22 protein-coding genes are annotated in these 23,829 nt (G+C 32.5%); 12 read left to right on the top strand and 10 right to left on the bottom strand.

Going from position 1 to position 23,829, the window contains the following annotated elements; translation table 11 throughout:
• Positions 1 to 594: 594 nt before the first annotated feature.
• The 6 genes from BOW57_RS19410 to BOW57_RS19435 all read right to left on the bottom strand — a co-directional run bounded on the left by BOW57_RS19410 (position 595) and on the right by BOW57_RS19435 (position 6,071).
• Positions 595 to 2,052 carry an NAD(P)/FAD-dependent oxidoreductase gene (locus BOW57_RS19410; RefSeq protein WP_129056696.1) on the bottom strand — a complete coding sequence of 486 codons (1,458 nt, stop codon included), beginning with the start codon at positions 2,050 to 2,052 and terminating at the stop codon, positions 595 to 597.
• Positions 2,053 to 2,296: 244 nt separating this feature from the next.
• Complete coding sequence (locus BOW57_RS19415; protein ID WP_129056699.1) at positions 2,297 to 3,097, bottom strand: MBL fold metallo-hydrolase; 801 nt, start codon at positions 3,095 to 3,097, stop codon at positions 2,297 to 2,299.
• Positions 3,098 to 3,171: 74 nt separating this feature from the next.
• On the bottom strand, positions 3,172 to 3,735 hold the full coding sequence (locus BOW57_RS19420) for a Crp/Fnr family transcriptional regulator (RefSeq protein ID WP_129056701.1): 564 nt from the start codon (positions 3,733 to 3,735) through the stop codon (positions 3,172 to 3,174).
• Between the two features lie 36 nt (positions 3,736 to 3,771).
• Positions 3,772 to 4,161, bottom strand: coding sequence for a VOC family protein (locus BOW57_RS19425; RefSeq protein ID WP_129056703.1), 390 nt, complete (start codon positions 4,159 to 4,161; stop codon positions 3,772 to 3,774).
• 91 nt (positions 4,162 to 4,252) lie between these two features.
• Positions 4,253 to 4,666, bottom strand: coding sequence for a VOC family protein (locus BOW57_RS19430; protein ID WP_129056705.1), 414 nt, complete (start codon positions 4,664 to 4,666; stop codon positions 4,253 to 4,255).
• A gap of 94 nt (positions 4,667 to 4,760) precedes the next feature.
• Positions 4,761 to 6,071 (bottom strand): DUF389 domain-containing protein, encoded by a 1,311-nt coding sequence (locus BOW57_RS19435; protein ID WP_206734762.1) that lies wholly within the window; start codon positions 6,069 to 6,071, stop codon positions 4,761 to 4,763.
• Positions 6,072 to 6,292: 221 nt separating this feature from the next.
• Between BOW57_RS19435 and BOW57_RS19440 the strand changes: the two genes are divergently transcribed.
• The 4 genes from BOW57_RS19440 to BOW57_RS19455 all read left to right on the top strand — a co-directional run bounded on the left by BOW57_RS19440 (position 6,293) and on the right by BOW57_RS19455 (position 8,783).
• Complete coding sequence (locus tag BOW57_RS19440; protein WP_129056707.1) at positions 6,293 to 6,784, top strand: GNAT family N-acetyltransferase; 492 nt, start codon at positions 6,293 to 6,295, stop codon at positions 6,782 to 6,784.
• 3 nt (positions 6,785 to 6,787) lie between these two features.
• On the top strand, positions 6,788 to 7,273 hold the full coding sequence (locus tag BOW57_RS19445) for a MarR family winged helix-turn-helix transcriptional regulator (RefSeq protein ID WP_089055616.1): 486 nt from the start codon (positions 6,788 to 6,790) through the stop codon (positions 7,271 to 7,273).
• A 321-nt stretch (positions 7,274 to 7,594) separates the two neighbouring features.
• Positions 7,595 to 8,233 (top strand): hypothetical protein, encoded by a 639-nt coding sequence (locus tag BOW57_RS19450; protein ID WP_241687480.1) that lies wholly within the window; start codon positions 7,595 to 7,597, stop codon positions 8,231 to 8,233.
• 103 nt (positions 8,234 to 8,336) lie between these two features.
• Entirely contained in the window at positions 8,337 to 8,783 is a 447-nt protein-coding gene (locus BOW57_RS19455) for a hypothetical protein (RefSeq protein ID WP_089055617.1), read from the top strand.
• Positions 8,784 to 8,859: 76 nt separating this feature from the next.
• Here BOW57_RS19455 and BOW57_RS19460 read toward each other — a convergent pair whose 3' ends face one another.
• The gene (locus BOW57_RS19460; protein WP_129056709.1) at positions 8,860 to 10,467 is read right to left on the bottom strand and encodes a class I SAM-dependent methyltransferase; all 1,608 of its coding nucleotides are present in this window, start codon (positions 10,465 to 10,467) and stop codon (positions 8,860 to 8,862) included.
• Positions 10,468 to 10,663: 196 nt separating this feature from the next.
• Between BOW57_RS19460 and BOW57_RS19465 the strand changes: the two genes are divergently transcribed.
• Together BOW57_RS19465 and BOW57_RS19470 are read left to right on the top strand one after the other, a co-directional pair.
• The gene (locus BOW57_RS19465; RefSeq protein WP_129056711.1) at positions 10,664 to 12,142 is read left to right on the top strand and encodes a DUF1254 domain-containing protein; all 1,479 of its coding nucleotides are present in this window, start codon (positions 10,664 to 10,666) and stop codon (positions 12,140 to 12,142) included.
• 40 nt (positions 12,143 to 12,182) lie between these two features.
• Complete coding sequence (locus BOW57_RS19470; RefSeq protein WP_129056714.1) at positions 12,183 to 12,992, top strand: hypothetical protein; 810 nt, start codon at positions 12,183 to 12,185, stop codon at positions 12,990 to 12,992.
• A 161-nt stretch (positions 12,993 to 13,153) separates the two neighbouring features.
• Here the strand turns inward: BOW57_RS19470 and BOW57_RS19475 are convergent, their stop codons facing one another.
• The gene (locus BOW57_RS19475; RefSeq protein WP_129056716.1) at positions 13,154 to 15,328 is read right to left on the bottom strand and encodes a TonB-dependent receptor; all 2,175 of its coding nucleotides are present in this window, start codon (positions 15,326 to 15,328) and stop codon (positions 13,154 to 13,156) included.
• 345 nt (positions 15,329 to 15,673) lie between these two features.
• On the opposite strand from BOW57_RS19475, the gene BOW57_RS19480 reads away from it, so the two are divergent.
• The 3 genes from BOW57_RS19480 (at position 15,674) to BOW57_RS19490 (ending at position 18,428) form a co-directional block, all read left to right on the top strand.
• Complete coding sequence (locus BOW57_RS19480) at positions 15,674 to 15,922, top strand: hypothetical protein (protein ID WP_129056718.1); 249 nt, start codon at positions 15,674 to 15,676, stop codon at positions 15,920 to 15,922.
• Between the two features lie 97 nt (positions 15,923 to 16,019).
• Positions 16,020 to 17,549, top strand: coding sequence for a phosphoethanolamine--lipid A transferase EptA (gene eptA, locus BOW57_RS19485; protein WP_256371884.1), 1,530 nt, complete (start codon positions 16,020 to 16,022; stop codon positions 17,547 to 17,549).
• Between the two features lie 87 nt (positions 17,550 to 17,636).
• On the top strand, positions 17,637 to 18,428 hold the full coding sequence (locus tag BOW57_RS19490; protein WP_129056722.1) for a CPBP family intramembrane glutamic endopeptidase: 792 nt from the start codon (positions 17,637 to 17,639) through the stop codon (positions 18,426 to 18,428).
• A 27-nt stretch (positions 18,429 to 18,455) separates the two neighbouring features.
• Here BOW57_RS19490 and BOW57_RS19495 read toward each other — a convergent pair whose 3' ends face one another.
• Positions 18,456 to 18,926: a cupin domain-containing protein gene (locus BOW57_RS19495; RefSeq protein WP_129056724.1), complete on the bottom strand. Its 471-nt coding sequence runs from the start codon at positions 18,924 to 18,926 to the stop codon at positions 18,456 to 18,458.
• 12 nt (positions 18,927 to 18,938) lie between these two features.
• The gene (locus BOW57_RS19500; protein WP_129056726.1) at positions 18,939 to 20,345 is read right to left on the bottom strand and encodes a DUF1254 domain-containing protein; all 1,407 of its coding nucleotides are present in this window, start codon (positions 20,343 to 20,345) and stop codon (positions 18,939 to 18,941) included.
• A gap of 347 nt (positions 20,346 to 20,692) precedes the next feature.
• Here BOW57_RS19500 and BOW57_RS19505 point away from each other — a divergent pair, with 347 nt between their 5' ends.
• The 3 genes from BOW57_RS19505 (at position 20,693) to BOW57_RS19515 (ending at position 23,503) form a co-directional block, all read left to right on the top strand.
• On the top strand, positions 20,693 to 22,114 hold the full coding sequence (locus BOW57_RS19505) for an amino acid permease (RefSeq protein WP_129056728.1): 1,422 nt from the start codon (positions 20,693 to 20,695) through the stop codon (positions 22,112 to 22,114).
• A gap of 152 nt (positions 22,115 to 22,266) precedes the next feature.
• A complete protein-coding gene (locus BOW57_RS19510) occupies positions 22,267 to 22,965 on the top strand; it encodes a DUF1826 domain-containing protein (RefSeq protein WP_129056730.1) in 699 nt (232 codons plus the stop codon).
• Positions 22,966 to 23,146: 181 nt separating this feature from the next.
• Positions 23,147 to 23,503: a hypothetical protein gene (locus BOW57_RS19515; protein ID WP_129056732.1), complete on the top strand. Its 357-nt coding sequence runs from the start codon at positions 23,147 to 23,149 to the stop codon at positions 23,501 to 23,503.
• Positions 23,504 to 23,829: the final 326 nt, after the last annotated feature.

Below are 23,829 nucleotides of genomic sequence, written 5' to 3' on the forward strand. Positions count from 1 at the left end.
GGAATAATGGGTAAAATAGATTTAAAAGATAAATAGAATGTAAATAAACCATTGATAGTAGATTGCTTTTACGATCCAAGTACTCCAAATTTTACGATACTCAACATAGGGATATAAAATTCCTATTACAGCAACTATTGCAAAAGAAGGTATTACATGTTTTATCCAATATGTCTTTTCTGTTGATGTGTTTGTTTTTAAGTATAAAAAAAGAAAAGGGCCAATAAGAACGCAGGCCGAAAGACCGATCTGAATGAATATATTTGATAGGTTTGGGTTGAAATAAAAAAAAACTGATTTAACAATTCTAATACTTAGAACTAATAGGAGCAGAGATAGAAAGTAGTTTGTATTATTTTTTTTTGCATTTATTGCAAAATATAATGAAAGCAGTAAGCCGTTAAAAGCTCCTAATGCACTAAAGAAAAAAAGCAACTGATTTGATCCTGTCATTGTTTATCTAAATAGCTGTTTATTTAATACAACACCAATTCTTAAAAAAGGAGTGCTATTTATTGAGCTAATATAAGTAATATCTTCACTATAATTTACTTCTGAATTCAAATTAATACTATTCCTTCAATAGATTTTTCCTTAGTTTATGTCTTTCTTCTTTAAACATCTGCCTCTTGGTTCGTCTCCGCTATAAAGCACAATTTCAGAATGCAGGAATTCTGCAGCTTCCGCTGAATCTTTTACTTTGACAGCGCTTCGCTTTAACATTTCTGCTTCATAATCTGTAAGCACACTTTGTCTGATGCCTTTTTTTCTCCATTGCGACAAAGGTTTACATCCTTTCAGTATTTTGCGGGCTAGCGAAAGTGCGTCTAAGATAGCTTGATTTGCTCCTTGTCCTTTAAATGGACTCATTGGGTGAGCGGCGTCTCCGATCAAGGTTGCATATGCTGCTTTTTCAAGCAATTCTGGTTTTAGCAATTCTCGGTCGTATACAGGATAACCAGAAATTTGAGCTTCTAAAGTGGCGCCTACAATCTGAGGAACGGGATTGTGCCATTGTGTTCTGCGAAGTGCTTCTTCTTTAAGAGCTTTTGGTCCTAAAGCACTTAATGCCTTGGCTTCATTTTCAGACATTGGAAAACTAAGCTGCCACATAACTGAATCTCTTGTATAAGGCATAACGTAAATGCGTTCATTTCCATTGGCAGTTTGAAATACTGTTGCTGAATCTAACAAAGAACTTTCAAGATTTTCAAGAGCACTTAAAGGACAAATTCCTAATATTACAATACAGTCTAGATAGCGCAGAGGAGTGCTATCATCGCCAATTAAGAGTCTGCGTACAGAACTTCGAATACCATCTGCACCAACTACAAGATCGGCTTTGGTTTCTATTATATTTCCGTTTACTTGAAAACTTAGGCTGACGCCTTCATTAGATTCTTTTATATCTATTAATTGATGGTCCCATTGAATTTTATCTTGTCCGCCTAATTGCTCCAGCATTGCTAAACGCAGCGCTTGTCTGGCGATATGTATATTATTACGTTTTGGAGAAATTTTTTCGTGTGATTGTATCCATTTTCTAATTCCCCATTCCCCAATTATTTTTCCATCGGTATTATGTACGATGTGTCTGGTTGAAACTACTCCTTCTTTTAAGGTAAAAATTCCTAGTCCTTGGATCGCTTTACTGGCTTGTTGCAAAGTAAGTCCATAACCTTGAGATCGAGCATCAAAATTATGATCTCGTTCAAAAAGAGTAAAAGGAATTCCGCGGTGTAAACAAGCCGTTGCAAGAGCAACACCGCCTATGCCGCCTCCAATAATGGCAACATGAGGATAGTTTTCAGTATCTGGTGCTGGGTGATTTACAGAAGGAATTAAGCCTGAACCTGAACATTTTGTACAAGGATGCTTTGGAGCCTTAGGACGAGCGGGAGCAGTTCCTTCTTTATTTGTTTTTTCAAATTGATCTAAAGCTGCTTGATAGCGCAATCGTACCTTTTTGCTAAGTCTTTTGGTTATTTTGCCTCGTCCTTGACATTCTTGGCAGACAGCCCAGTTTGTTTTCTCATTTTCAACGTTATTCACTTCTTTTTTGTTTTTCAACTTGCTGTCTAAATAAGTTAAGATTTATTCTATTTCTATAAATAGACATTTATTTTTTTAATCAAGAATGGTTTGTATTATTGAGAATAACAATTACGAGATTAATAGTTGTTGATTTTTATTATGCGAAGATAAGAAATATTCTTGCTATCGTAAGAATCTCAGTTTTTCAAAACCTTCAAAGTCATTTGATTTTGAAGGTTTTTATTGTTTTGCTCTCTTTGCTTTATTCTGTCAATTTCGTTTCGATTCCGCTTGTAAGCCATAGGAATTTTTCGTTAAACTCGGATTTTTCAATTTCGTTTTTTAAGGATTTTACAGATTGTTTAAAATGCCACCATCCCTCATAATGAATTGGAATTACAATATTTGGATTTAAAAGCTGGGTTGTTTTTAAGGCTTCTTCACCATTCATTGTCACTCGCAAGTTCTTTTTTAAATATGGAAATGCACCTGCACCTAAGTGTAAAATGGCAATGTCTACTTTTTTCTTTTTTTCTAATTGTACTAAACCATCAAAAAATACTGTATCTCCAGAAATATAGATACAGCCGTTTGTTTGATCTTCCCATTCTATTGTAAAACCAAGAACTTTACCCATGATTTTGTCTAATCTTCTAATGTTTGTATGCTGTGCAGGTATGGCAGTTATTTTCAGCTGTTTTACTTTTGGAGTTTCTACTTGATATTCTTCCCAATTATCAAGGCCAATTGTGTTACTGTTTTTTAGACGTCTAACGGCATCTTTTGTAGAGAGAACAACTGGAACGGTTTTGATAAAATTTCTACCTTGATTATCTAAATTGTCTTTGTGATGATCGTGACTTAACAGCACTAAATCGACTTTGCCAATTTGTTCTGTTGACAACGATGGATCAATATATTTTTTTGAAAAGGCTAGGGGACTGCTGACATACTTAGGAAAAAAGATGTCTTTTTTGTCTAATGTCGGGTCTGTTAGAATTTTGAAACCATTAATGTTTATTAAAACACAAGCTGTGTCAATATGCGTAATTGTAACTTTCATTTTGTATTAAATTTTAGTTTTTAAAATAGTAATACAAAGCTCTGTTTATTAAAAGTTTTAAGAATTGACTTTGGTCAAGTAATGCGTTTTCTGATTCGGCTTAAGGTTTCTGGAACTACGCCGATATAAGATGCAAGATATTTTAATGGAATTTGTTGAATGTATTTTGGCTGTTCAAGAAGCAATTTGCTGTAACGTTCTTGTGGTGATTTTGTCAACAGATCTAATTCTCTTTTTACTTTTTTATCTAATAAATATTCTGTTGCGATGCGGCCTAGTTTTTTGGCTGTTTCGCATTTCGTATACAGCTTTTGTAAATTCTCGTATGAGATGGAGTGCAGTTTACAATCAGTTAGAGTTTGAATGTAAATTTTAGTTTTTGTTCTACTATAAAAGGAATCGTATGCACAATAGAATGAATCCTTAAAGGCAAAATCAAATGTAATTTCCTTTTCGTTTGCAATCACATAATATCGAACAATTCCTGTGTCTACAAATGATAAATAGTTCTCCAATTGCCCATCCACTAAAATTAATTCGTTTGCTGAAAATTCACGAGTTTTTATACAATTTAAAAATTCGGACAAATCACTTTCTGAAAAGCCAAGTTTGCTAAAATATGCTATTAATGATGTCATTATAATTGTTTAGAACGGATTTAATGCTAGTTGTTTTTACATTCCAGGCCAGTACAAAACATTAAATTTATGTCCGTCTAAATCTGAAAAACCAAAAGTGTAGCCTAAATCATAGTTTGAGGGTTCAAGAAAAATTTTACCTCCAGCTTTTCTGACTGCTTCTGCCCATTGATCGACTTCTTCTTTACTTTTTGCTGACAGCGAAAATATAATTTCATTTCCTTTAGATAAATCGGCTATTTCAGGCATGAATTTTTGAAGCTGCTCTTTTAAATAGAAATGGATAATAAATTTGTTGTCTCCAACAAAAAAGCTGGTTATTTCTTTCGAACTTCCATTTGATTTAAATCCCAGATCTGTATAGAATCTAGTGGTTCTTTCCAGATCCTTTACTGCTAAATTAGCCCATATTTGTTTTGTTTCCATAAGCTTAACTTTAAGAATATAAAATTAAGCTTTTATTGATTTATCTGGTTGAATAACAGTTAAAAAAACAAATATAGTCGTAAAATATTCTTTAATAAATAGGTTCCCAAAGCTCAATCTTGTTGCCTTCTATATCCATAATATGTATAAACTTTCCGTAGCTGTAGGTTTCAATTTCGTCAAGAATTGTTACACCATTTTCTTTGAGCTTTTCTACAAATGCTTCAATATTTTGAACACGATAGTTAATCATAAAATCTTTTTTGGATGGAGAAAAATATTCATCTCCTTTTTTAAAAGGACACCATTGTGTCGATTCTATTTGTTCTGGTTTGTCACTATTTCTTGATTCAAAACTTGCAGAACCCCATTCGTTGATTTCAAAGCCTAAATTTTCAGCATACCAATTTTTGGTTTCCTGCGGATTATCTAAAAAAAAGAAAACACCGCCAATTCCGGTAACTTTTGGTGTAGTATTATCTGGTTGATTTTTTGAAGTTTCCATATTATTTTTGGGTTTATAAGTACTAAAGTATGAACTTTTATCTTTTTGAATCTAATAAAATTAAAAAAAAGGAGGTCAAAAAGTAAGATTGTCATTACTGCTTCTTAAAAATTTCTACATCCTTAACAGCAAGTCTTACACTAAGCCAATCCTTAAATTTCTTTTGATCATTTTCATTAAAAGTCCCTTTACCGTCATAGATTACAGCAGTAATCGCATAGGTGCTGTCACTTTCAGTAACGAAATTTGTTTTTGTAACAGATAATGAAGAGATAGCAGGAAACAAAGTTTTAGTCTCCTTTAAAAGTTGCTCGTTATCAAATTTATTTTTAGCAAGTTCCTTTTCGAGATGCAAAAGCTTTAAATCTTTCGCATCCATTTCGTTTTCACTGCTTTTAATTTTATTTAAAAGATCATTTTTCAAAGGGTTCTGTTTATCATCGCTGTCTTGTCTAATAAGAAGTTCAGTTCCCTTTAAATATTTATTTCTGTTCAGTTTAGTTTTAAGTTCTTTTATTTCTTGCGCATCAAATTTTTTAGAAAGAAAAGCCAATTCAATTTTTTTCTTCTGCGGATTAAACTCCGTTTTTTTATACACCACAGTATATCCCTTACTGCTAAATTCATCATCAAGAAAAAGATCTACATTTTTTTTAAACTGCTGTTCAACATATAATGAAAATGCAAGATAACTGCTGGGTATCAACATACTGGTAGTAACCACAACGATAATAAGTTTTACTCTTTTTTGCTGTTTTTCATCAATTTGTTTTACCGGCGGATAATTCAAATATTTTATGATCAAGAAAGTAGCAATGCCTATAAAAACACAGTTTATAATATACAAATAAAAGGCTCCAAGAAAAAATGTCCACTGCCCAGTTGCCAGTCCATAACCTGCCGTACACAAAGGCGGCATTAATGCTGTTGCGATTGCAACTCCTGGAACAGGATTTCCTTTTTCAGTTCTTGTAATTGCAATAACTCCCACAATACCACCAAAAAAGGCAATAAGAATATCATAAATATTAGGAGAAGTTCGTGCTAACAATTCGGATTGAACATCTTTGAAAGGACTTAAGTAAAAATAAAGTGTTGAAACGGCTAAACTTACAAAAGTAGCATTTAGAAGATTTCGTAATGATTTTTTTAAAAGAGCAAAATCATAAATACCCAATGCGAACCCAGCTCCAACAATAGGTCCCATTAATGGAGATATAAGCATGGCACCAATAATTACAGCGGTCGAATTTACATTTAACCCAACCGAAGCGACCATAATTGCACACGCCAAAATCCATAAATTTGCTCCTTTAAATTCAATGTCTTTCTTTACCTGTTCAAGAGTTAAAGCTCTGTCATTTTCGCCTTCACGTAAATTTAAAATATCTATAATCTGCTTCATGTTTTCCCTGAGATTTAATTGAACCTAAAGTCACTTTATTTACTAATTTAAAACAATTTAAGGGATAAAGCACTAGAAGAGGTGTTATTTATTCTCGTTTTTCTTTTTTAATATTAAATGACAAAGACATTAAAAACAATCGAAAATAAATCATAAAATTTCGAATTTGTTTTTATTTATGTATTTAACTACGTAGTTTTGCATTATAAAATTTATACTATATGAAACTTGTTATTAAACCTGTCGATAATCAATATTCGAACGACATTGTAGATTTGATATTAAACATTCAGCAAAATGAGTTTAACGTTGCAATTACAATTGAAGATCAGCCGGATTTGCTAAACATAACTAATTTTTATCATGCAGGAGGCGGAAGCTTTTGGGGGTGTTTTATTAATGATGAATTAGTTGGAACCATTGCTTTAATTAAGTTTGAATCGAATATAGGAGCCATTAGAAAAATGTTTGTTAAGAAAGAATTTAGAGGAAAAGAATTTTCAATTGCTCAAAAATTATTAGAAACTTTAATTGAATATTGTCAGCATAATAAAATTGATGATCTATATTTAGGAACTGTTTCGATATTAGAAGCGGCATTACGTTTTTACGAAAAGAATAATTTTGTGCGAATCGAGAAAGGAGAGCTTCCAAAAACATTTCCATTAATGGCTCCAGATAATGTTTTCTGCCATTTAAACTTAAAGAAATAAAAGATGAATATTATAGACGAATCAGGAATTTTGGCTCTTTCAACACGATTGCAGCGACTTAGCGAGCAATTGCGAAAAGACGGTGCATTGTTTTATAAAGCATATGGGATTGATTTTGAGCCAAAATGGTTTCCAGTAATTTATACTTTGTACCATAAAGGAGTATTGAGTGTAGTGGAAGTGGCAAATGAAATTGGTTACACACATCCATCAACCATAAGTTTGCTTAAAGAACTGGAAAAACAAAAACTGATTCGTTCTAAAAAAGATAAAATCGACGAGCGTAAAAGACTCATCCAGCTTACTTCAAAAGGACAGGAACTGATAGAGCAGATGAAACCTGTATGGGAGATTATGAAAAATGTACTTACAGAAATTACAGATAATCAGAATAATTTGTTTAAAGCTATTAATGAAGCCGAGAATAAGATATTGCATCAGAGTTTTCTACAAAGAGCATTGCAGTTAAAAAGTGAAGAGGAGAAGTAATAAAAAAGCGATCTTTTAGATCGCTTTTTTGTTTCAAGTAATCAGCTTGATAAACGATAATTTAAGAATGATAAAGCCAACATGCTCCAAAAACTACTTCATTTGAATTTACTGCATTCCTAAATGCCGTGTATTAAATGTACGATAAAAATTACATATTGGTTTTGTGTTCTCTCATAAAATTTTGTAAAATTTAAAAGTTAATTGTAATTCTTAAAAAAGTTAAGAAGTAAAGAAAACAAGTATAAATTGATTTTTATAGATTTGTAGGTTCTGAACATTCCTTAAAGAGCAATTGAGGAACAATTACAAAATTTAAAGATGATAAAATCGGTTACTTCAATATATTTATTTTTAATATTAGTATGTTCAAGCTCATACTCACAATTGAGTTCAGATAAAATATTCGAAAGTTTTAAGCAAGGCGAACGTACCAATTGTTCTTCAATTGCATTTATTAAAGCATCTTTAAATGTTTACGGATTAGATAATCTTTTTGTAACTGAAAAGATAAACGACAGTTTGTTTAAAATTACATTAAAGAACAATGCATCATTTAATTTGAATAGTGATGAAATTAACAAAGCCAAAATTTCTGCTGGTTTTGTATATATAAAAGACAATTGCGAAAGTGAAAAAATTACAGATTATGCTATACTTACATATGCTGTAATGGCAAAATACAAACAAATTATCGACAAAGACGCTGTATTTGATAAAGCATTAGAGGATTTAGAAGACGGTACTATTTATACTCCAACCATTTATAAGTATTTAGGATTTACGGTTGGTAAACAAATACAAAAATTAAAGCGGCAATCAGGAAGCGAATTCTGTGGCGTTGTTGCATGGTCAAAAGCACATGCCGTTTTTGTTTGTGAAGAATTTATGGACTATTATGGCACTAGAAAAAGCATTTGGATAAAGTATCCTGGACGTTTTAGAATAATCAAAACGTAGAAGTTATGATATTCTAGACATAAAAAAGAAATTATTAAGTTGTAATTTAAGTTAATTTATATATTTTTGTTTTTAAGAACAACACCCAAATCCTATTATTAAAATGAAGAGTAAGATTATTTTACTAAGTTTCCTTTTCTTCTTGACAACTGGCGCTGTATCAGCTCAGGCAAAAAACGCTCCAAGAAGTATTATCAGTACAACAGCTATAATCCGTAAATACCACGATCAAAAAGAATTGAGCGGTATGCAAAAAGGTGAACTTTTAGAATTGTACATTGAGCGTATTAAAGTATTAGTAAAAACACTTCCTTATATTGCTTTGGTAACTAAACCAGGTGTTACAATGGCTGATTTAGGTATTCCAGACGATAGTGATCATAAAAAAATTCTTGATGGTCAAGCAGTAGGAACTACAAACTTCTTAGATACTACAGTAGAGTTTCAAAGAAAAATGATGCCTTATTCAGATAAAGGAAATCTTGTTGCTGCAATCTTGTTTTACGAAAGCACATTAAAATCATTACACGAGTTCAATGATTTGAACTAAATGTAATTTAATAAAATATAAAAGCTCCAAAGTCATATGATTTTGGAGCTTTTTTTTGATTGTAAAATGAATTTATTTAATTTCCTTTCAATAAATTAATACTCACTGTTGCTATATCTGCTTCTGGAAATCGTTTAAAAGTGGATTGATCTGGAAACAATCCTGCTTCTGCTGCAATAGCATTAAAAACATCAATTTCAACAATATATTGATCTGAAAATCCATGCGTAGCATCATAAGCTGTAGCAGGAGTTTTTCCTAGATTGGCGGCAGCAAGCTCTGGATTTATAGTATGCAATTCGATTAAAAGCAAACCAAACTTGCGAACATAAGGCGACCATTTTTGTAAATGCTCTAAAAGATTATCTTCTACAAGATTGTTACTGATTCTTTTTCCTCTATAAGCAAATGCTCCAGTAGAAGAGCTGACTCTGTTTTTATTAATGTGTTTCGGATCTTTCCAAATTCGATTGTGGTCTAGAAAAGTTCTCACATTAAGCAAATCCTTTAAGTCAATATTGTAGTTCTCTTTTAGATCATCCGAAAGTAAATCGGGACGTCCAATATCTCCCCAAATTACTTTTGCCCAAATATCAGCCTTTATTAAATTTGCTCTGGTTACTTTCAAGGCAGCCTGATTATAATCGGCTCCAACCAAAAACAGCGGATATTCATCCAGCATTTTCCCTCTTAAAGTTTGTCTTTCGATTACTTCAAAAATATGTTGTAAAAAAGCGCCATTCCCGCAGCCCATATCCAAAATTCCTTTTGGCTGTTCTTCAATTGGAAGATTAAAAAGCTTGATAATAATTTCGTCTACAACCTTAAAATAAGTGTCATGTGCACCGCCGCTTCCCCAAACATTCATAACACGATCAACATGAATTTCATTTTCTCCATCAGCAGCCATTCGTAAAACATCTGGGTTGCCAAAAATTAGTTCTTCAATTTTAGCAAATGTTGGCAGATAAGAAACCGTAACGCCATAAGCACTGGCTCTTTTGGCAAAAAACAAACCGTCTTCGGTAAACTGATAGTTGCCGTTTTTTTCTAAAAACCATCCAAGATGAGCAAAAAAGTCTAATATTTTTTTAAAATTTTCTGGCGATTTATGAAACTCTTCCGGTTTGAAAGAGGTTTCCATAAAATATTTATGAAACATACCATTCATTGCTAAACGAACTATTGTTGGACCTATCAAATGTCCTTCAATATGCTTTAAAATCTGATCCTGAATACTGTTTGTCAAGAAATCATCAGATTGTTCTATGCCGTATTTAACTTTATACTTTTCAAAGATAGTATTGAGTTTTTCAAATGGAACATCTTCAAAAAGACGAGGATGAAACTGAACAGACAATTGAAGCAAATCAACAACATCTTGATAGAGATGAAACAATGAAAAAGCAGTTTCTGTTTTTTCGTTTACCGAAATGGTAATTTCTTGTTTTTGATTGTCAACCGTATAATTTAGAAAACCTTGAGAAGCCAAAATTCTTAAACCTACATTCAAATAGCCTTCATTTGCTTTAAAAACGGCAGTAAGTTCTGATAATTGTACTTGTTTTTTGTTTAAGATAAATTCTAAAACGGCATTATTTCTAAATGCTATTGCTACAGGAGCAACAGCCAAACCATCTAGATGTCTGAAAATAGAGCTGCGAAGTTGGGATTTATCAGTCATAGCAAAAGAATGAAAGTTTATTAAAAATAGTGATTTTTTTAATTAAAATTATGGTAATGCCAATTGAAAGTTTGTTTTGACACATCAATTTGGTAGCATATTATAATTTGAAACCAAAATAAGATTTAATGAAACTGTCTACATATTAAGTTGTTATAAATTTGATTTGAATTTAACAACCTAAATAAATCGATTTATGAAAAAAATATTTCCCTTCCTGTTTTTAGTACTATTCATTTATAGTTGTAAAAAAGAAACAGAAATTACAAAAGGAACCGCTGATTCTACTGATGCAAGCTCGGATTATGAATTTGTAGGCGGTTATCCAACTGAAGCAACTATCAAAAAAGCTTACGATGATGCAGATTTGGCGCGTGCTATACAAGCCTATAAATTTTTCTATCCTACCGTTTCAGGAGAAGGCTTAGTTAAAGGAAATGATAGTATTAATATTGTTCCAAACAAATCATTTGGAACTTTAGATACAAAACCAAAACAAATTGGTTTTACGCTGAATTCAGATACGCCTTACGGGCCAATTCCCATTGATTTATCAAAAGGGCCAATGATTATAGATATTCCAAAAGGTCCGCTTATTGTAGTTGCAATGGATGTAAATCAACGTTGGGTTGCTGACATGGGAATTCCGGGTCCTGATGCCGGAAATGGCGGGAAACATTTGCTTTTACCTCCAGGATATAAAGGTGCAATTCCTTCTTCTGGTTTTCATATATGGAAATCTTCATCAAATAATTTAACAGTTGGTATACGTTCACTTCCTGTTGGAGGAGATGTAAATGCCGCCATAGAACGTATTAAAACAGTAAAAGTTTATCCGTTAAATAAACCATCAGACTGGAAAGAACCACAATGGCTTGATCTTACCAATAAACCTCAAAATACAACACCAATTGGCTGGGAGAATAATATAAAATACTGGGAGAATTTAAATGACGTTATTCAAAGAGAGCCTGCTTACGAGGGTTATAGAAATTACTATGGTGAACTTTCTATATTAGGCATCAAAAAAGGACAGCCTTTTAAACCCGATGCGAGACTTAAAGCTATACTAGAAAAAGCGGCTAAAATTGCAAATGCACAAATGCGTGTTCAATCATTTGCAGATCGTCGTTCTGATCGTATTGTTTGGAAAGATCGTCAGTGGGAATGGGTTGCACTTCGATTTGAAGACGGAGATTTTAATACGCCAAATTATGTAGATCTTGATGGAAGAGAAACTTGGTTTTATCAAGCAATTGGAGCTTCGCCATCGATGTTTAGAAGAAAAGAAGGAGGTGGTTCGTTATATTGGCTTGGACTTAAGGATAATGCAGGCAAATATGTTGATGGCGGAAAAACCTATAAATTAACAATACCTACACCAGTTCCTGCAAAATTATTTTGGTCCGTAACTATTTATGATGCATTAACAAGAAGCCAAGTTGATACAGATCAAAATAAGGCAGCATTACGTTCTTTATTTGAACTGAAAGACAAAATAAATGGCAAAAGCATTGATTTATATTTTGGGCCCAAAGCTCCAGCCGGCAAAGAAGGACAATGGATAAAAACACTGCCAAATAGGGGATGGTTTGCTTATTTTAGAATTTACGGACCAGAAGCAAGTGCTTTTAATGGAAGCTGGCAGCCCGGAGATTTTGAAGAGGTTAAGTAAACGACGTTTTTAGGTGAATATTGAAAGTAACATAAATGCAATGAATTTTAAATATAGTGTTTTAAGTATTTTATTTTTCTGTTGTTGTCATCCAATTTTCAGCCAATCTAACGAAAGCGAGAAGACTTCAATAGAGGAAATGAGCAAAAAAAGACAAGATCCTGTAAGTGGTCTGCGTAGTGTTTTTCTGCAGGAAGTTTTGTTGCCTATAGCAGATGGTACAGCAAGTTCCTTTTCGATACAACCCGTTTATCCTTTTAAATTGGCAAGTAATTTAAAGTTGATAACCTATACAATTATTCCTTTTCAAACTGTACCACCGCTTTTTGAAGGTGGTACACATGAAGGAGGGATGGGAAATATTTTGTTTAACGGATATTTTTCGAGTATTCAAAAAAAAGGTAAACTGAGTTGGGGACTTGGACCTGCATTGCAAATTCCTACCAGAACAAATGCTGCATTAGGAAGCAATCGGTTAAGTTTAGGACCGACAGCTTTATTGTATATGGCAGGAGATAAATTTTCAGGAGGTATTGTTTTACAAAATTATTGGTCTCTTGGCGGTGATGGTGTAAATAAAGTCAATTCAGGAAGTATTCAGTACATTGCTTATTACAATTTTCCAAAAGGATGGTTTGCTGAAAGTAATGCAACTATTGTGGTAAACTGGCTGGCATCAAACGGAAATCAATGGTTGGTTCCTATTGGCGGAGGACCTGGAAAAACATTTCAAATAGGTACAAAAAGCAAACTGTTTTACTCTGCTGCAGCTCAAGCGTTTTATAATGTAGAGCGTCCAGATTTAATTGGAAATTGGCAGGCGATACTTCAGTTTCAGGTTATTTTTTAATTCAAACAGCACTTAGAGTACTTTGTAAGGAGCAGCATTTTAATTTTTAATTGTTCCTTAAAATTTAGAGCCTTCAAAATCAAATGATTTTGAAGGCTCTTTTTGTGTTTGGAAAAATCTGTTCTAAATCTTACTATAGCATATTATTGTTAGCTATATTATTAAAATGTCTGCGTAAAACTAACCGTCAAACGAGTGCCATTTTCTTTAACATAATTCATATTGCTTGACTGCCATTGAGAGATAACAGAGTAATAATCTTTGTTGAACAGGTTTTCGACACCTAAACGAATAGTGCTTTTTTCTCTGAAAGTATAGCTTGAAGAAAGATTAAAAGCCGTGAACGATTTTATAGGGCCAGTTCCATAAGTATAAGCACCATTTACAGGTTCAAAACGATCTCTTCCCGGTGTATTTATCATTTGTAAATAGATTGACCAAGCTTCTAAAGGTCTGATAACAGTAAAGGCAGTAATTTTTGGCGGATTTATACGATCACCTCCTAAATAGACTTTTTTGTCTGTAAGTTCTCTTTTTCCTTCAGTAAAAGAATAATTAGCGCCAATATCAATTTTAGAGTGAAGACGATATTTTGCCGACAGTTCAAAACCATAAATTTTCTCAGGCGAGCGCGAAATCTGCGGATTACCGTCAATGTATACATATGAAGCTCCCAATTTTGAAGTACTGTAATACACAGCAGCATCATAAGAAAGTTTAGCCCAAGCTCCAGAGAAACCAAATTCGTAATTGTTTGCCGTAACCGCTTTTATCGAAGTATTGTTTACCGTATTTTCTTTGGCAGCACGTAATACTAAACCTAAATCAGCAACACTAAAACTTTGAGAAAAACTTACAAAAGGTTTAAACAATGACCATTTTGTATAACGAAGTCCTGCATTAAACATAAGCGCATTAAAATCCAGTTCTCCGCCATTTACGGCAATTCCGCCGCCTACGTAAGTACCGTTTACATAATTACGAATACCGATAGTAGTATAATCCGGCACATCAATATTTACATTTTCGAGTCTTAAACCTGTTTTTAAAACCAAATTTGGTCCAAACATATTTTTAAGCTGGAAGTAAGGTGCTATGTTATTCATCTTCATTTCAGGAATTACTAATCGTCCATCAGTAAGATGAGTGTCAGTTATATCCGATAGAATATCTAAACCATAAGTTAAATTACCTGATATAAGAGAGCTGAATTCATATGGCGTATTTAAATTTAAACGAAAACCAAGTTTTTTGCTTTGAGTTGCAGGTTGTCCGTTGTTTTCAAAAAAATCACTGTAATTAATTAACGTAAGATAATCTTGAAAATAAAGAGAAGCATTAACATCTGTTTTTCCAATGAAGTTTTTTCCAATATAACTTAAACTTGCATTATGATTATACGGCGTTCCTTCAGGTTCTCCGGGACGTTGTCCTTTTACACCAATTGTAGGGGAATCAAAATTGCCATAAACACCAGCTTTAGCAACGTAATCTGTATGCTGTGTACTTTCAAAGTAATTGTACATTAACTCTAAACGATTGTTTACATTAAAATCATAACCGACTTTTGCAAAAGCATTCCAATTTTTAAGATCGTTCATTCCGTATTCAGGAGATAGAACACGTCCTTTAGCATCACGATAAAGTCCAGTTTCTTCATAACGTCCGCTCACCACATAATCGAACTTTTTTATTTTTCCAGTAAACAACTGCGACACAAAGAAACCCGCAGTTTCAGCAGGTTTAACTAGAGAAAAAGCTGTTCCAGCCTCTGTTGATCCGCTTATTGCTTTGTCTGGATTTGATTTTTTAGTAATATAATTTATCAAACCGCCATCGGCACCATTACCATAAATAGCAGTTGCGCCTTTAATAACTTCTACGCGATCTAGAACAGTAGGATCTAGTGAGCGCATATCTTTGGCACCATCTCTTAACGGTGTTGATTGCGGAATTCCATCAATCATAACCAAAACACGTCGACCGCGCAAGGTCTGACCCAAATTTTGAGTTCTATTAGTCGAAAATCCCAAACCCGGCACTGTTGCTCCTAATATGTCGCTAAGATTTGAGCTTATGCTTAATTGCTGTTGTATTTGTTTTTTAGATAACAATGTTACCGATGAAGGAACCTCATCTAGAATTTCAGCCTTTCGAGATGCAGAAACGACAATTTCTTGCAATTCGTTATCAGCTTTCGATTTATCGTTTAAGATACTGTCTTGACTTTTTGTGGTTTTGTCTTTTTCGTTGTTTGTATTAGTTTTAGAAATTTGTTGTGCAGAAAGTGTACTTATCGAAAAGAACACAAGTAGTAGAGTAGAATATTTTACCATTGTTTATTTAGACTTAATTAAAACAAATGCAAATATATGGAATGTAATAAGATCTAAAGCTTAATATCGGTACTGTTTCTCTGTAAATTAGCGTTATTGGCAGAAAAACTTTTGAAAAACTACTTGTTAGACAGGTCTGGTTTTATTGCTTTATGGACTGTTTTTACTTTTTCTAAAACTTGCTTTCTTTTCTAAACGTTTTATTTAAGATATTTTCTAAGTTGAAGTTTTAATGTTAATATGTTAGTAAATAATGATTTATATCNGTTTTTTTAACAGAACGAAAAATAAAAATTTTCTACATTTGATAGGAATTGAATCTTTATTAATTTAAAAATATTTACGATGGAGAAAGCTATAAAACTAAAAGTCCGCAAAGAGTTGAATAGTCAACAACAGTTGAATATAATTAAATTAAAAGGAAGTTTAATTACTAAGGGCTACACAGAAATTATACATATTCTGGATCAAGATGATGAGTTTCATATCAACTCTTTTGAAACTCCTGTTGAAACAAATATGGAAGTTCAGGAATTTATTAATGCATTTATAATTAGAGAGAATCTGGCAGATACAATATCACTTTTTAGATAAATGATATTGATGACAAAATTTAACTTATATAGTCATAATAAGCTGTTATTATATGAAATTATCTTGCAGATAACAGTTGTTTTACTATGCAAAACTATTGCAGTTCATGTTTAAAAAGAATTGGAGAATAACACATTTTGTTCTTCTTATAAGTTTCTTAAATTTTCTTCTTTTTCATTTACCATTCTATGTTTATGTCTTTAATAACGTTGATTATAAAAGCATGAATGGCATAATTTTAATTGTAAGTGTAATAGTTTTAATGTTGGTTTTAAATGCTTTTGTTTTTTATCTGATATTTTCTATTTCTCAATATATTGGAAAAATGCTGTGGGTTTTATTCTTTATAATCAATTCTACAGCACTTTACTTTATCAATACTTATCATATTATCATAGATGAAAGTATGATTGGTAACGTTCTCAATACCAATTATGAAGAATCAAGCAGTTTTTTTTCGATTAAATTGGTTTTATACATTATTTTCCTTGGGATAATTCCCAGTATTTATATCATTAAAGCGAAAATAATAAAGGAAACGTGGAAGAAATTTTTAACGATTTCTTCTCTTACGTTATTATTTATTGCTGTTTTAATATTTGCCAATGCAAGCAATTGGTTGTGGATTGATAAAAACTCGAAACAATTGGGAGGTCTTGCAATGCCTTGGTCATATTCTGTAAATACGTCACTTTTTTATATCCATAAACACAAAAAGAATCAAAAGGAAATTTTACTGCCAAATGCTGTACTAAAAGACAATCAGAAAGCGGTTGTGGTTTTAGTAATAGGAGAATCAGCAAGAAGTCAGAATTTCTCTTTATATGGCTACAAGAAAAATACAAATCCGCTGCTTTCTAAAACACAGAACGTATTTCATTTTAACGCTGTTTCTTGTGCAACTTATACAACTGCTGGTGTAAAATGTATTCTAGAACATACAAATAGTGATGCTCTTTATGAGATACTGCCTAATTATTTATACAGAAATAATGTTGAGGTTATCTGGAGAACTACCAATTGGGGCGAACCTCCGGTACATATTGAAAAATATCAGAATAGAGATGTTTTAAGAAAGGATTGTAAAGGGGCAGCGTGCAATTATGATGAGGTTCTTTTAAATGGACTGAAAGAGCAGATAATGGCGAGTAAAAAGAATAAAATTCTGATCATCTTACATACAAGTACAAGTCATGGACCTGCTTACAGTAAAAAATATCCGTCTCAATTTGAGACTTTTAAACCCGTTTGCAATAGTGTAGAATTAGGGAAATGTTCTCAAGAAGAGCTTATCAACGCTTATGACAATACTATCGTTTACACAGATTATATTTTGCATCGTGTAATTGAAGATTTAAAACAATTGAAAGAGTATAAAAGCACGATGATTTTCGTTTCGGATCATGGCGAATCTTTAGGCGAAAAAAATCTATATATGCATGGAGTTCCTATAAGTTTCGCTCCTAAAGAGCAATATGAAATTCCTTTTATTGTATGGGTATCTGATCATTCAAGAGAACTGAAGACGAATAAAACGCTGACTCAAAATCATGTGTTTCACAGCGTTTTAAACTTTTTAAGTATTGAAAGTCCTATTTACAATGAGGAAATGAATGTTTATAAGTAGCTGCAGTTCTTTAAGGAAGAGTTTTAGAATTATTGATTTAGTTTATTTGTAAAGTAAGTTTCATAGTATTAACTTAAAAATAAAGTTATGACTGCATCAAAAGCATCTGTAAAGTATCTTTTTTCTATTGGCAGAGTTTTACTCTTCTATGTTTGTAGTATTGTAATTTTTGCAACTTGCTCGGGAGCAGTCAAAAACATTTTTCTTGGGGATCATTTATCTTTTCTAGCGTCTTCAATATTAACTTTTTTATTAGTAATTGGATTTGCTAAATGGGAAAAGCTTTCAGTAAAAGATATTGGATTAAAGATTGATCGAGGCAGTTTTCTTCGTTTTTCATGCGGTTTCGTAATTGGCTGTGTAATGGTAGTGGTTCAAGCCATTATTATTTCAAGTTTTGCCAAAGTGAAGTTTTCTTTAACTTTTGATATTCAATTAATAAATGTAATTACTTCATTGATACTCTATTTTTTGATCGCCTGTAGAGAAGAGTTGGTTTTTCGCAGTTACAGTTTAAGAAGTTTGGCTTATTCGATAAATGCTGCAACGGCATTAGTGATCATTACTATTATTTTTATTATAGAGCATGTGATTGGTGGATCATCTTGGAAAATGGCAATTTTAGGATCTGGTTTTGGAGGGGTTTTATTTGGTTTGTCGGCCTTGAAATCAAAAGGTTTGGCATTGCCTTTGGGGCTTCATTTTTCATGGAATGCTGCTCAATGGCTGTTGGGATTTAAAAACAATACAGGCGTTTGGAGAGAGATTGTAGAGAAAGGGCAGGAATCTCATGCCGAAAATATTGGACTTGCAGGATTTATTTTTGTTATGAGCGTTTCAATTGCAGCAATATGGTTTTTTTATAAAGGCAGAGAATAATAGCAAGATATTTAAATCACAATAATTTTAGATGAATGATATTCCAAAACTGCCGCAGATATCCAAAACTTTCCCCATATCAGGAGGCCCGGCAGGCAGTTGGTTAAGTTGTATAAACATCTCTTCGATTCCAGAAGGGATTATTGTAACTATGGCTTTGGCATTTTGTTCTCCTACAACTCTAAATGAATGCGGTATTTTGCGTGGCAAAAAAATAGTATCGCCCGCTTTTAATAGGTTTGTATTGCCTTCTACAATAAATTCCATTTCTCCTTCGAGTATTCGAAATACTTCATCTTCATTTGTATGCACGTGTAAAGGAATACCAACTCCAGGCGGATTATTGTTTTCAAATATGGTAAACTTTCCACCGGTGTCTTTGCCCGAAAGCTTTATTGTTTGAATATCTCCGAGAATATTTTGATATAAACCTTGTTCAGCAGTTATGATTTTTGCAGGCGGTGGAGCAGTTTCGTCAATAAGATTATCTTTTGCCATAAATTTATCAGATTATTTTTTTACAATTTCAGGTAAAGGCATTTTCCAAATGTTGTTAAGCACATCAGATTCTGGGCCGTAAATTCTCATAACAAACATGAAGTTTTCATCTTTAGGGGTAGGGAGCCAGTTACTTTCTTTGTCTTTTCCAGGTGAAGTGTGCTGCATATAAATAATCAAATCTCCATTTGCTTCATATTTTAAACCTTTAGTTTTGTTTCCAATCGAATATCTGTTGATTGAGTTTGGAACAAGAAAACGTTTTGGCAGATTGTACATAGTTATACTCCAAAAGTATTTTGCTTTTGGCAGTTGATCTTTGCTGAATTTTATCACATAATTATTTTTTCCTAAAAGCGGTTGATTGTTTTTATCATTACTGCTTCCGGTGTAAACGGCTTCTTCTTTTGTATTTCCATAAATTCCAGCGGCGGCGGCAACTGCTCGGGTTAGATAATTGTTTTTAAGCTCGGCACGAGTACCAAAAAGATTTGCAAAATCGGTAACAGTATTTAAGTTTGATTCCAGTTCTTGTTTTGCTTCTGCAATTCCTTTTTCTATCGCTTTAATAGTTTCTGGCGGATATTTAGAGCTGTCAAAAGGAGTTCCCGGTACAATTCCAATTTTGGCAAAACGTGCTCTAAGTTCTTTTTCACTGCTGTCTTCACTGGTATACTGTAATAATGAATTTAATACATTGATAAACTGCGGAGAACTGTAATCACTTTCTTTCCAAGTTGGAAGCGGTAAATTGTATTTTTTTACTTCTGGAGCTGCGCTTTGTGTAAATTGATGAAGCGGGATCAACTTATATTGCGCCTGAATTTTTTTAAGATTAGATACATCTGATGGATCATGAAGCTGAGTACGTCCAACAAGAAAAATTAAATTTGTTTCAGAGCGTAAAACCTTATTGATTCCTTTTGGAGTTTCGCCTTTCCAATCTGGTCCTGCAATTAGATATTTTCCTGGATTATTTCCAGTAGTTCTTGATCCAATGTATTCATAATTAAAAGTATATAAATCTACAAACTGCATTACATAATACCTGTCGTTTTCTATTTTTGGAACTTCCATAACAACTGGTTCATTCGAAACATCTATGGCAGCCATTGAATAGGGAGTGTCATTATTTATTGTTATTACCAAAGTGTCTGCGGGAGTTGCACTCATGGCAAAGCTTTTAAATTTGTTAAAGCCCACATATTCTTTTGCCTCTTTATTTAAGGCACTTGCATAAATAGTTTTATAATTATAGAATATAGGATATCCGTAGATCCATGCTTCTTTTGCAATAGCAGTTATTGAATCAGATGAGACTGCTGCATCAGTACTATCTTGTTTATCGTTTGAGGCGTTTTTTTTGCAGCCAGTAAATACTAAAAGAGAAATGATAATAAAAGCAGTTAGATTTTTCATAATCAAGCAATTTGTTTATAAATAAATTATTTCCTGATTTTAAAATTAGAATTTAAACGAAAAATTTCAACTTTTTTAGATACAAATATGGTTGCAACTTATAAGTTGCAACCATATTCTCTATTAATCTCCAATAAAAGAATTAATCGACAGTTTAAATACTATCGATAATCAGAAAAAAAAGTTGAATTGCATTGTAAAGTTATCTTGAAACCGAAGACTTCAGAATGGAGCACAAGCTAATAGAACTTTTTAGTATAGTGCATCCTTTGTGCGATTCCTTTTTTAACTTATCTTCGCTCTTTATACATTTGTGAGTACATTTAACTCATTTTAAATTTTAATTTGTGAAACAAAAACAAGAAACTGCAGAAGATAATCAGCTTAAACGCGGACTTACTAACCGTCACATTCAGTTAATTGCCTTAGGAGGATCAATAGGAACAGGTCTTTTCTTAGGAATTGGTCCAGCGGCCGTATTAGCAGGGCCATCTGTTATTTTAGGATACGCTGTTGCCGGAATTATCGCTTTTTTTATTATGAGACAACTTGGCGAAATGGTTGTCGAAGAACCTGTATCAGGAAGTTTTAGCCACTTTGCTTATAAATATTGCGGTTCATTTGCGGGTTTTGCATCTGGTTGGAATTATTGGATTTTGTATATTTTAGTCAGCATGGCTGAACTTACCGCCATTGGTGTTTATGTACAGTTTTGGTGGCCGGAAATTCCGCTTTGGGCATCCAGCTTGTTTTTCTTTTTAGTTATTAATGCTTTGAATTTTGCTTCGGTAAAAGTTTACGGAGAAACTGAATTTTGGTTTTCAATCATAAAAGTTGTCGCAATTATTGCCATGATTCTTTTTGGTACTTATTTGCTTATAAGTGGTACAGGAGGAGAACATGCAACGATTCATAATTTATATAACGATGGAGGATTCTTCCCAAAAGGTTTCTTTGAAAAAACTACTGATGGCAGTTTTCAAGGTTTATTAGCCGCAATGGCTTTAATTATGTTCTCTTTTGGAGGTTTAGAACTTATTGGAATTACCGCTGCTGAGGCAGAAAATCCAGAAAAAAACATTCCAAAAGCTACCAATCAGGTTATTTATAGAATTCTTATATTTTATGTTGGAGCATTGGTTATTTTATTTGCTTTATCACCGTGGAGACAAATTACTACAGACAGCAGTCCGTTTGTAATGGTTTTTCAAAATTTAAACGGAATGGAGTTTGAGCTGTTTGGCAATAAAATATATTTTACAAAACTTATAGCCAATGTGCTTAATTTAATTGTATTAACCGCTGCTTTATCAGTATACAACAGCAGTGTGTACAGTAACTCACGTATGTTATACGGTTTAGCAGATCAGGGTAGTGCACCTAAATTTTTAAAGAAGTTAAACAAACAATCAGTACCTGTTAATGCTATTTTAATTTCGTCATGCTTTGCCGCAATCTGTATTTTAATAAATAAAATAATCCCAGAAGAAGCGTTTAGTATTTTAATGTCTTTAGTAGTGTCTTGTTTAGTTATCAACTGGGTTATGATTTCTTATACACACCTGCAATTTAGACTTGCAAAAGACAAAGAGAATACAAAAACTAAGTTTCCATCGATATTTTATCCGATAAGTAATTACATTTGTTTCGTGTTTTTATTGGGAATTTTATCCATCATGTGGATGACTAATATGAAATTGTCTGTAGAATTAATTCCTATTTGGCTGGGGATTCTTTTTGTTTTCTACAAAGTTTTTAAAACAAAATAATAAAGCAGCTTTTACTGCATTATTCAATATTATTTAAACACATAGAAACATAGTTATTTGTTTATCTAAAAAAAGAAAATTAAAATAAACTCGTTTCTAACACATAGTCCCGATAGCTGTCGGGACTATGTGTTTAAAAATAATAACATACCATGAGCAATATATTTTCTGATAAAAGCCAAATAGGAGTAGCAACTGCTTTCTCTGATCTTGTAAATACCCATTTCAAAGGAGAAATGAATGCGCTTTGCTGGTACAGAAATTTGGATGGCGATTTTAATGAGATTGTAACCAAATTATCTTTAGAAGAAAATATAACCGAAGTTTTTCCCGAAGATTTAAACGCACTCCAACTCTCCGAAAAGGGAAATACGGCAAGAGAAATAATTTTAAATGATTTACAATTATTAACTGATTTTGGAGCTTCGCCCTCGCTTAATTTACTGAAGTGTTACGAACGTGACGACGAATTTGATTTTATATCTACCGATGTGTATTCGTTTCACGTTGATCGTTCGCCTATTGCAACCGATACTTTTTTATGTACCTATCACGGAGCCGCAAGTGATATTGTTTCTAATTCGCAAGCAAAGCAAAAAATCTTAATTCCAGAAGTCCGAGCAAAATTAAAAGAACTCCACGATGGAACAGAGGAAGAATTCGAAGATTTTCTAAAAGAAAACTATTTTGATTTGCATTATCAGCTTCATCCTGATGCAGAACCTATTAATTTAGGATTAGGACATCTTTGGCGTCTAGCTGTAGATCATCCAAAACAACAAGTACTGCCTTGCATTCATAGAGCGCCAGTAGAAAATGATGGTGAATATCGATTGTTGCTGATTTGTTAGGGAATTTGAAGAGATTTACATGTTAATTACCTGTCTAAATAATACTACAATAATAGAAGAAGCAGAATCGAGTATAATTACGATTAATAAGTATTAAAGGGTATTGCTTTACGGAAAACCATAAAATGGAAAACTTTTAGTTTAATACATTTGAAAATTATTAATAAATTAAGTTATAAGAATGAAAAATGTGTTATTGGCTTTTGGGCTGTTTTTTAGTGTTTTGGGTTTTGGACAGACAATAAATGGAAAGCCGTTAAAGGATCTAGATGTTCAGTATTTACAAATTTTAGGAACTTCAAAATTAATGTCTTCAAAATTAACGATAACAATTGATATTGGGCAAAAAACAAAGTACTTCTCAAGTAATTTAGATAGTACTCTTTTGAAAGATGAAAATGGTGAGGGAGTTATTTTTAACTCGATGATTGACGCTTTAAATTTTATGTCATCACATGGATATGAATTTGTAACGTCAAATATCATAACAGTTGGCGGTCAAAATGTATATCATTATTTGATGAAGAAAAGAGTTTAAAAAAAATTGCTTCATAAAAAGATAATAAACATAGTTAAATAGTAAAGCGGAATTACATGAAAATAGTTGTAATATTTATTTTGGATGTGCATAAGTAATTTGCTTAATGCACAAGAATTAGAATCACACTCATTATTAAAGAAAGAAATACAAGTAATGAGTGAAAATCATAAAACAAATATTGTAATTAGTGATACGGATATTATTGTAAAAAAATATCTTGACAAAAACACTAAAGATTTAATAAGGAAAGTTGAGCGAGTAGAATCAAAACCTTATAACGGAACAAACTGTATTTGGTACTATTGTGTTTCTTTGGAAAAAGA

Source organism: Flavobacterium sp. YO64 (assembly GCF_004119505.1).
GTDB lineage: Bacteria > Bacteroidota > Bacteroidia > Flavobacteriales > Flavobacteriaceae > Flavobacterium > Flavobacterium oncorhynchi.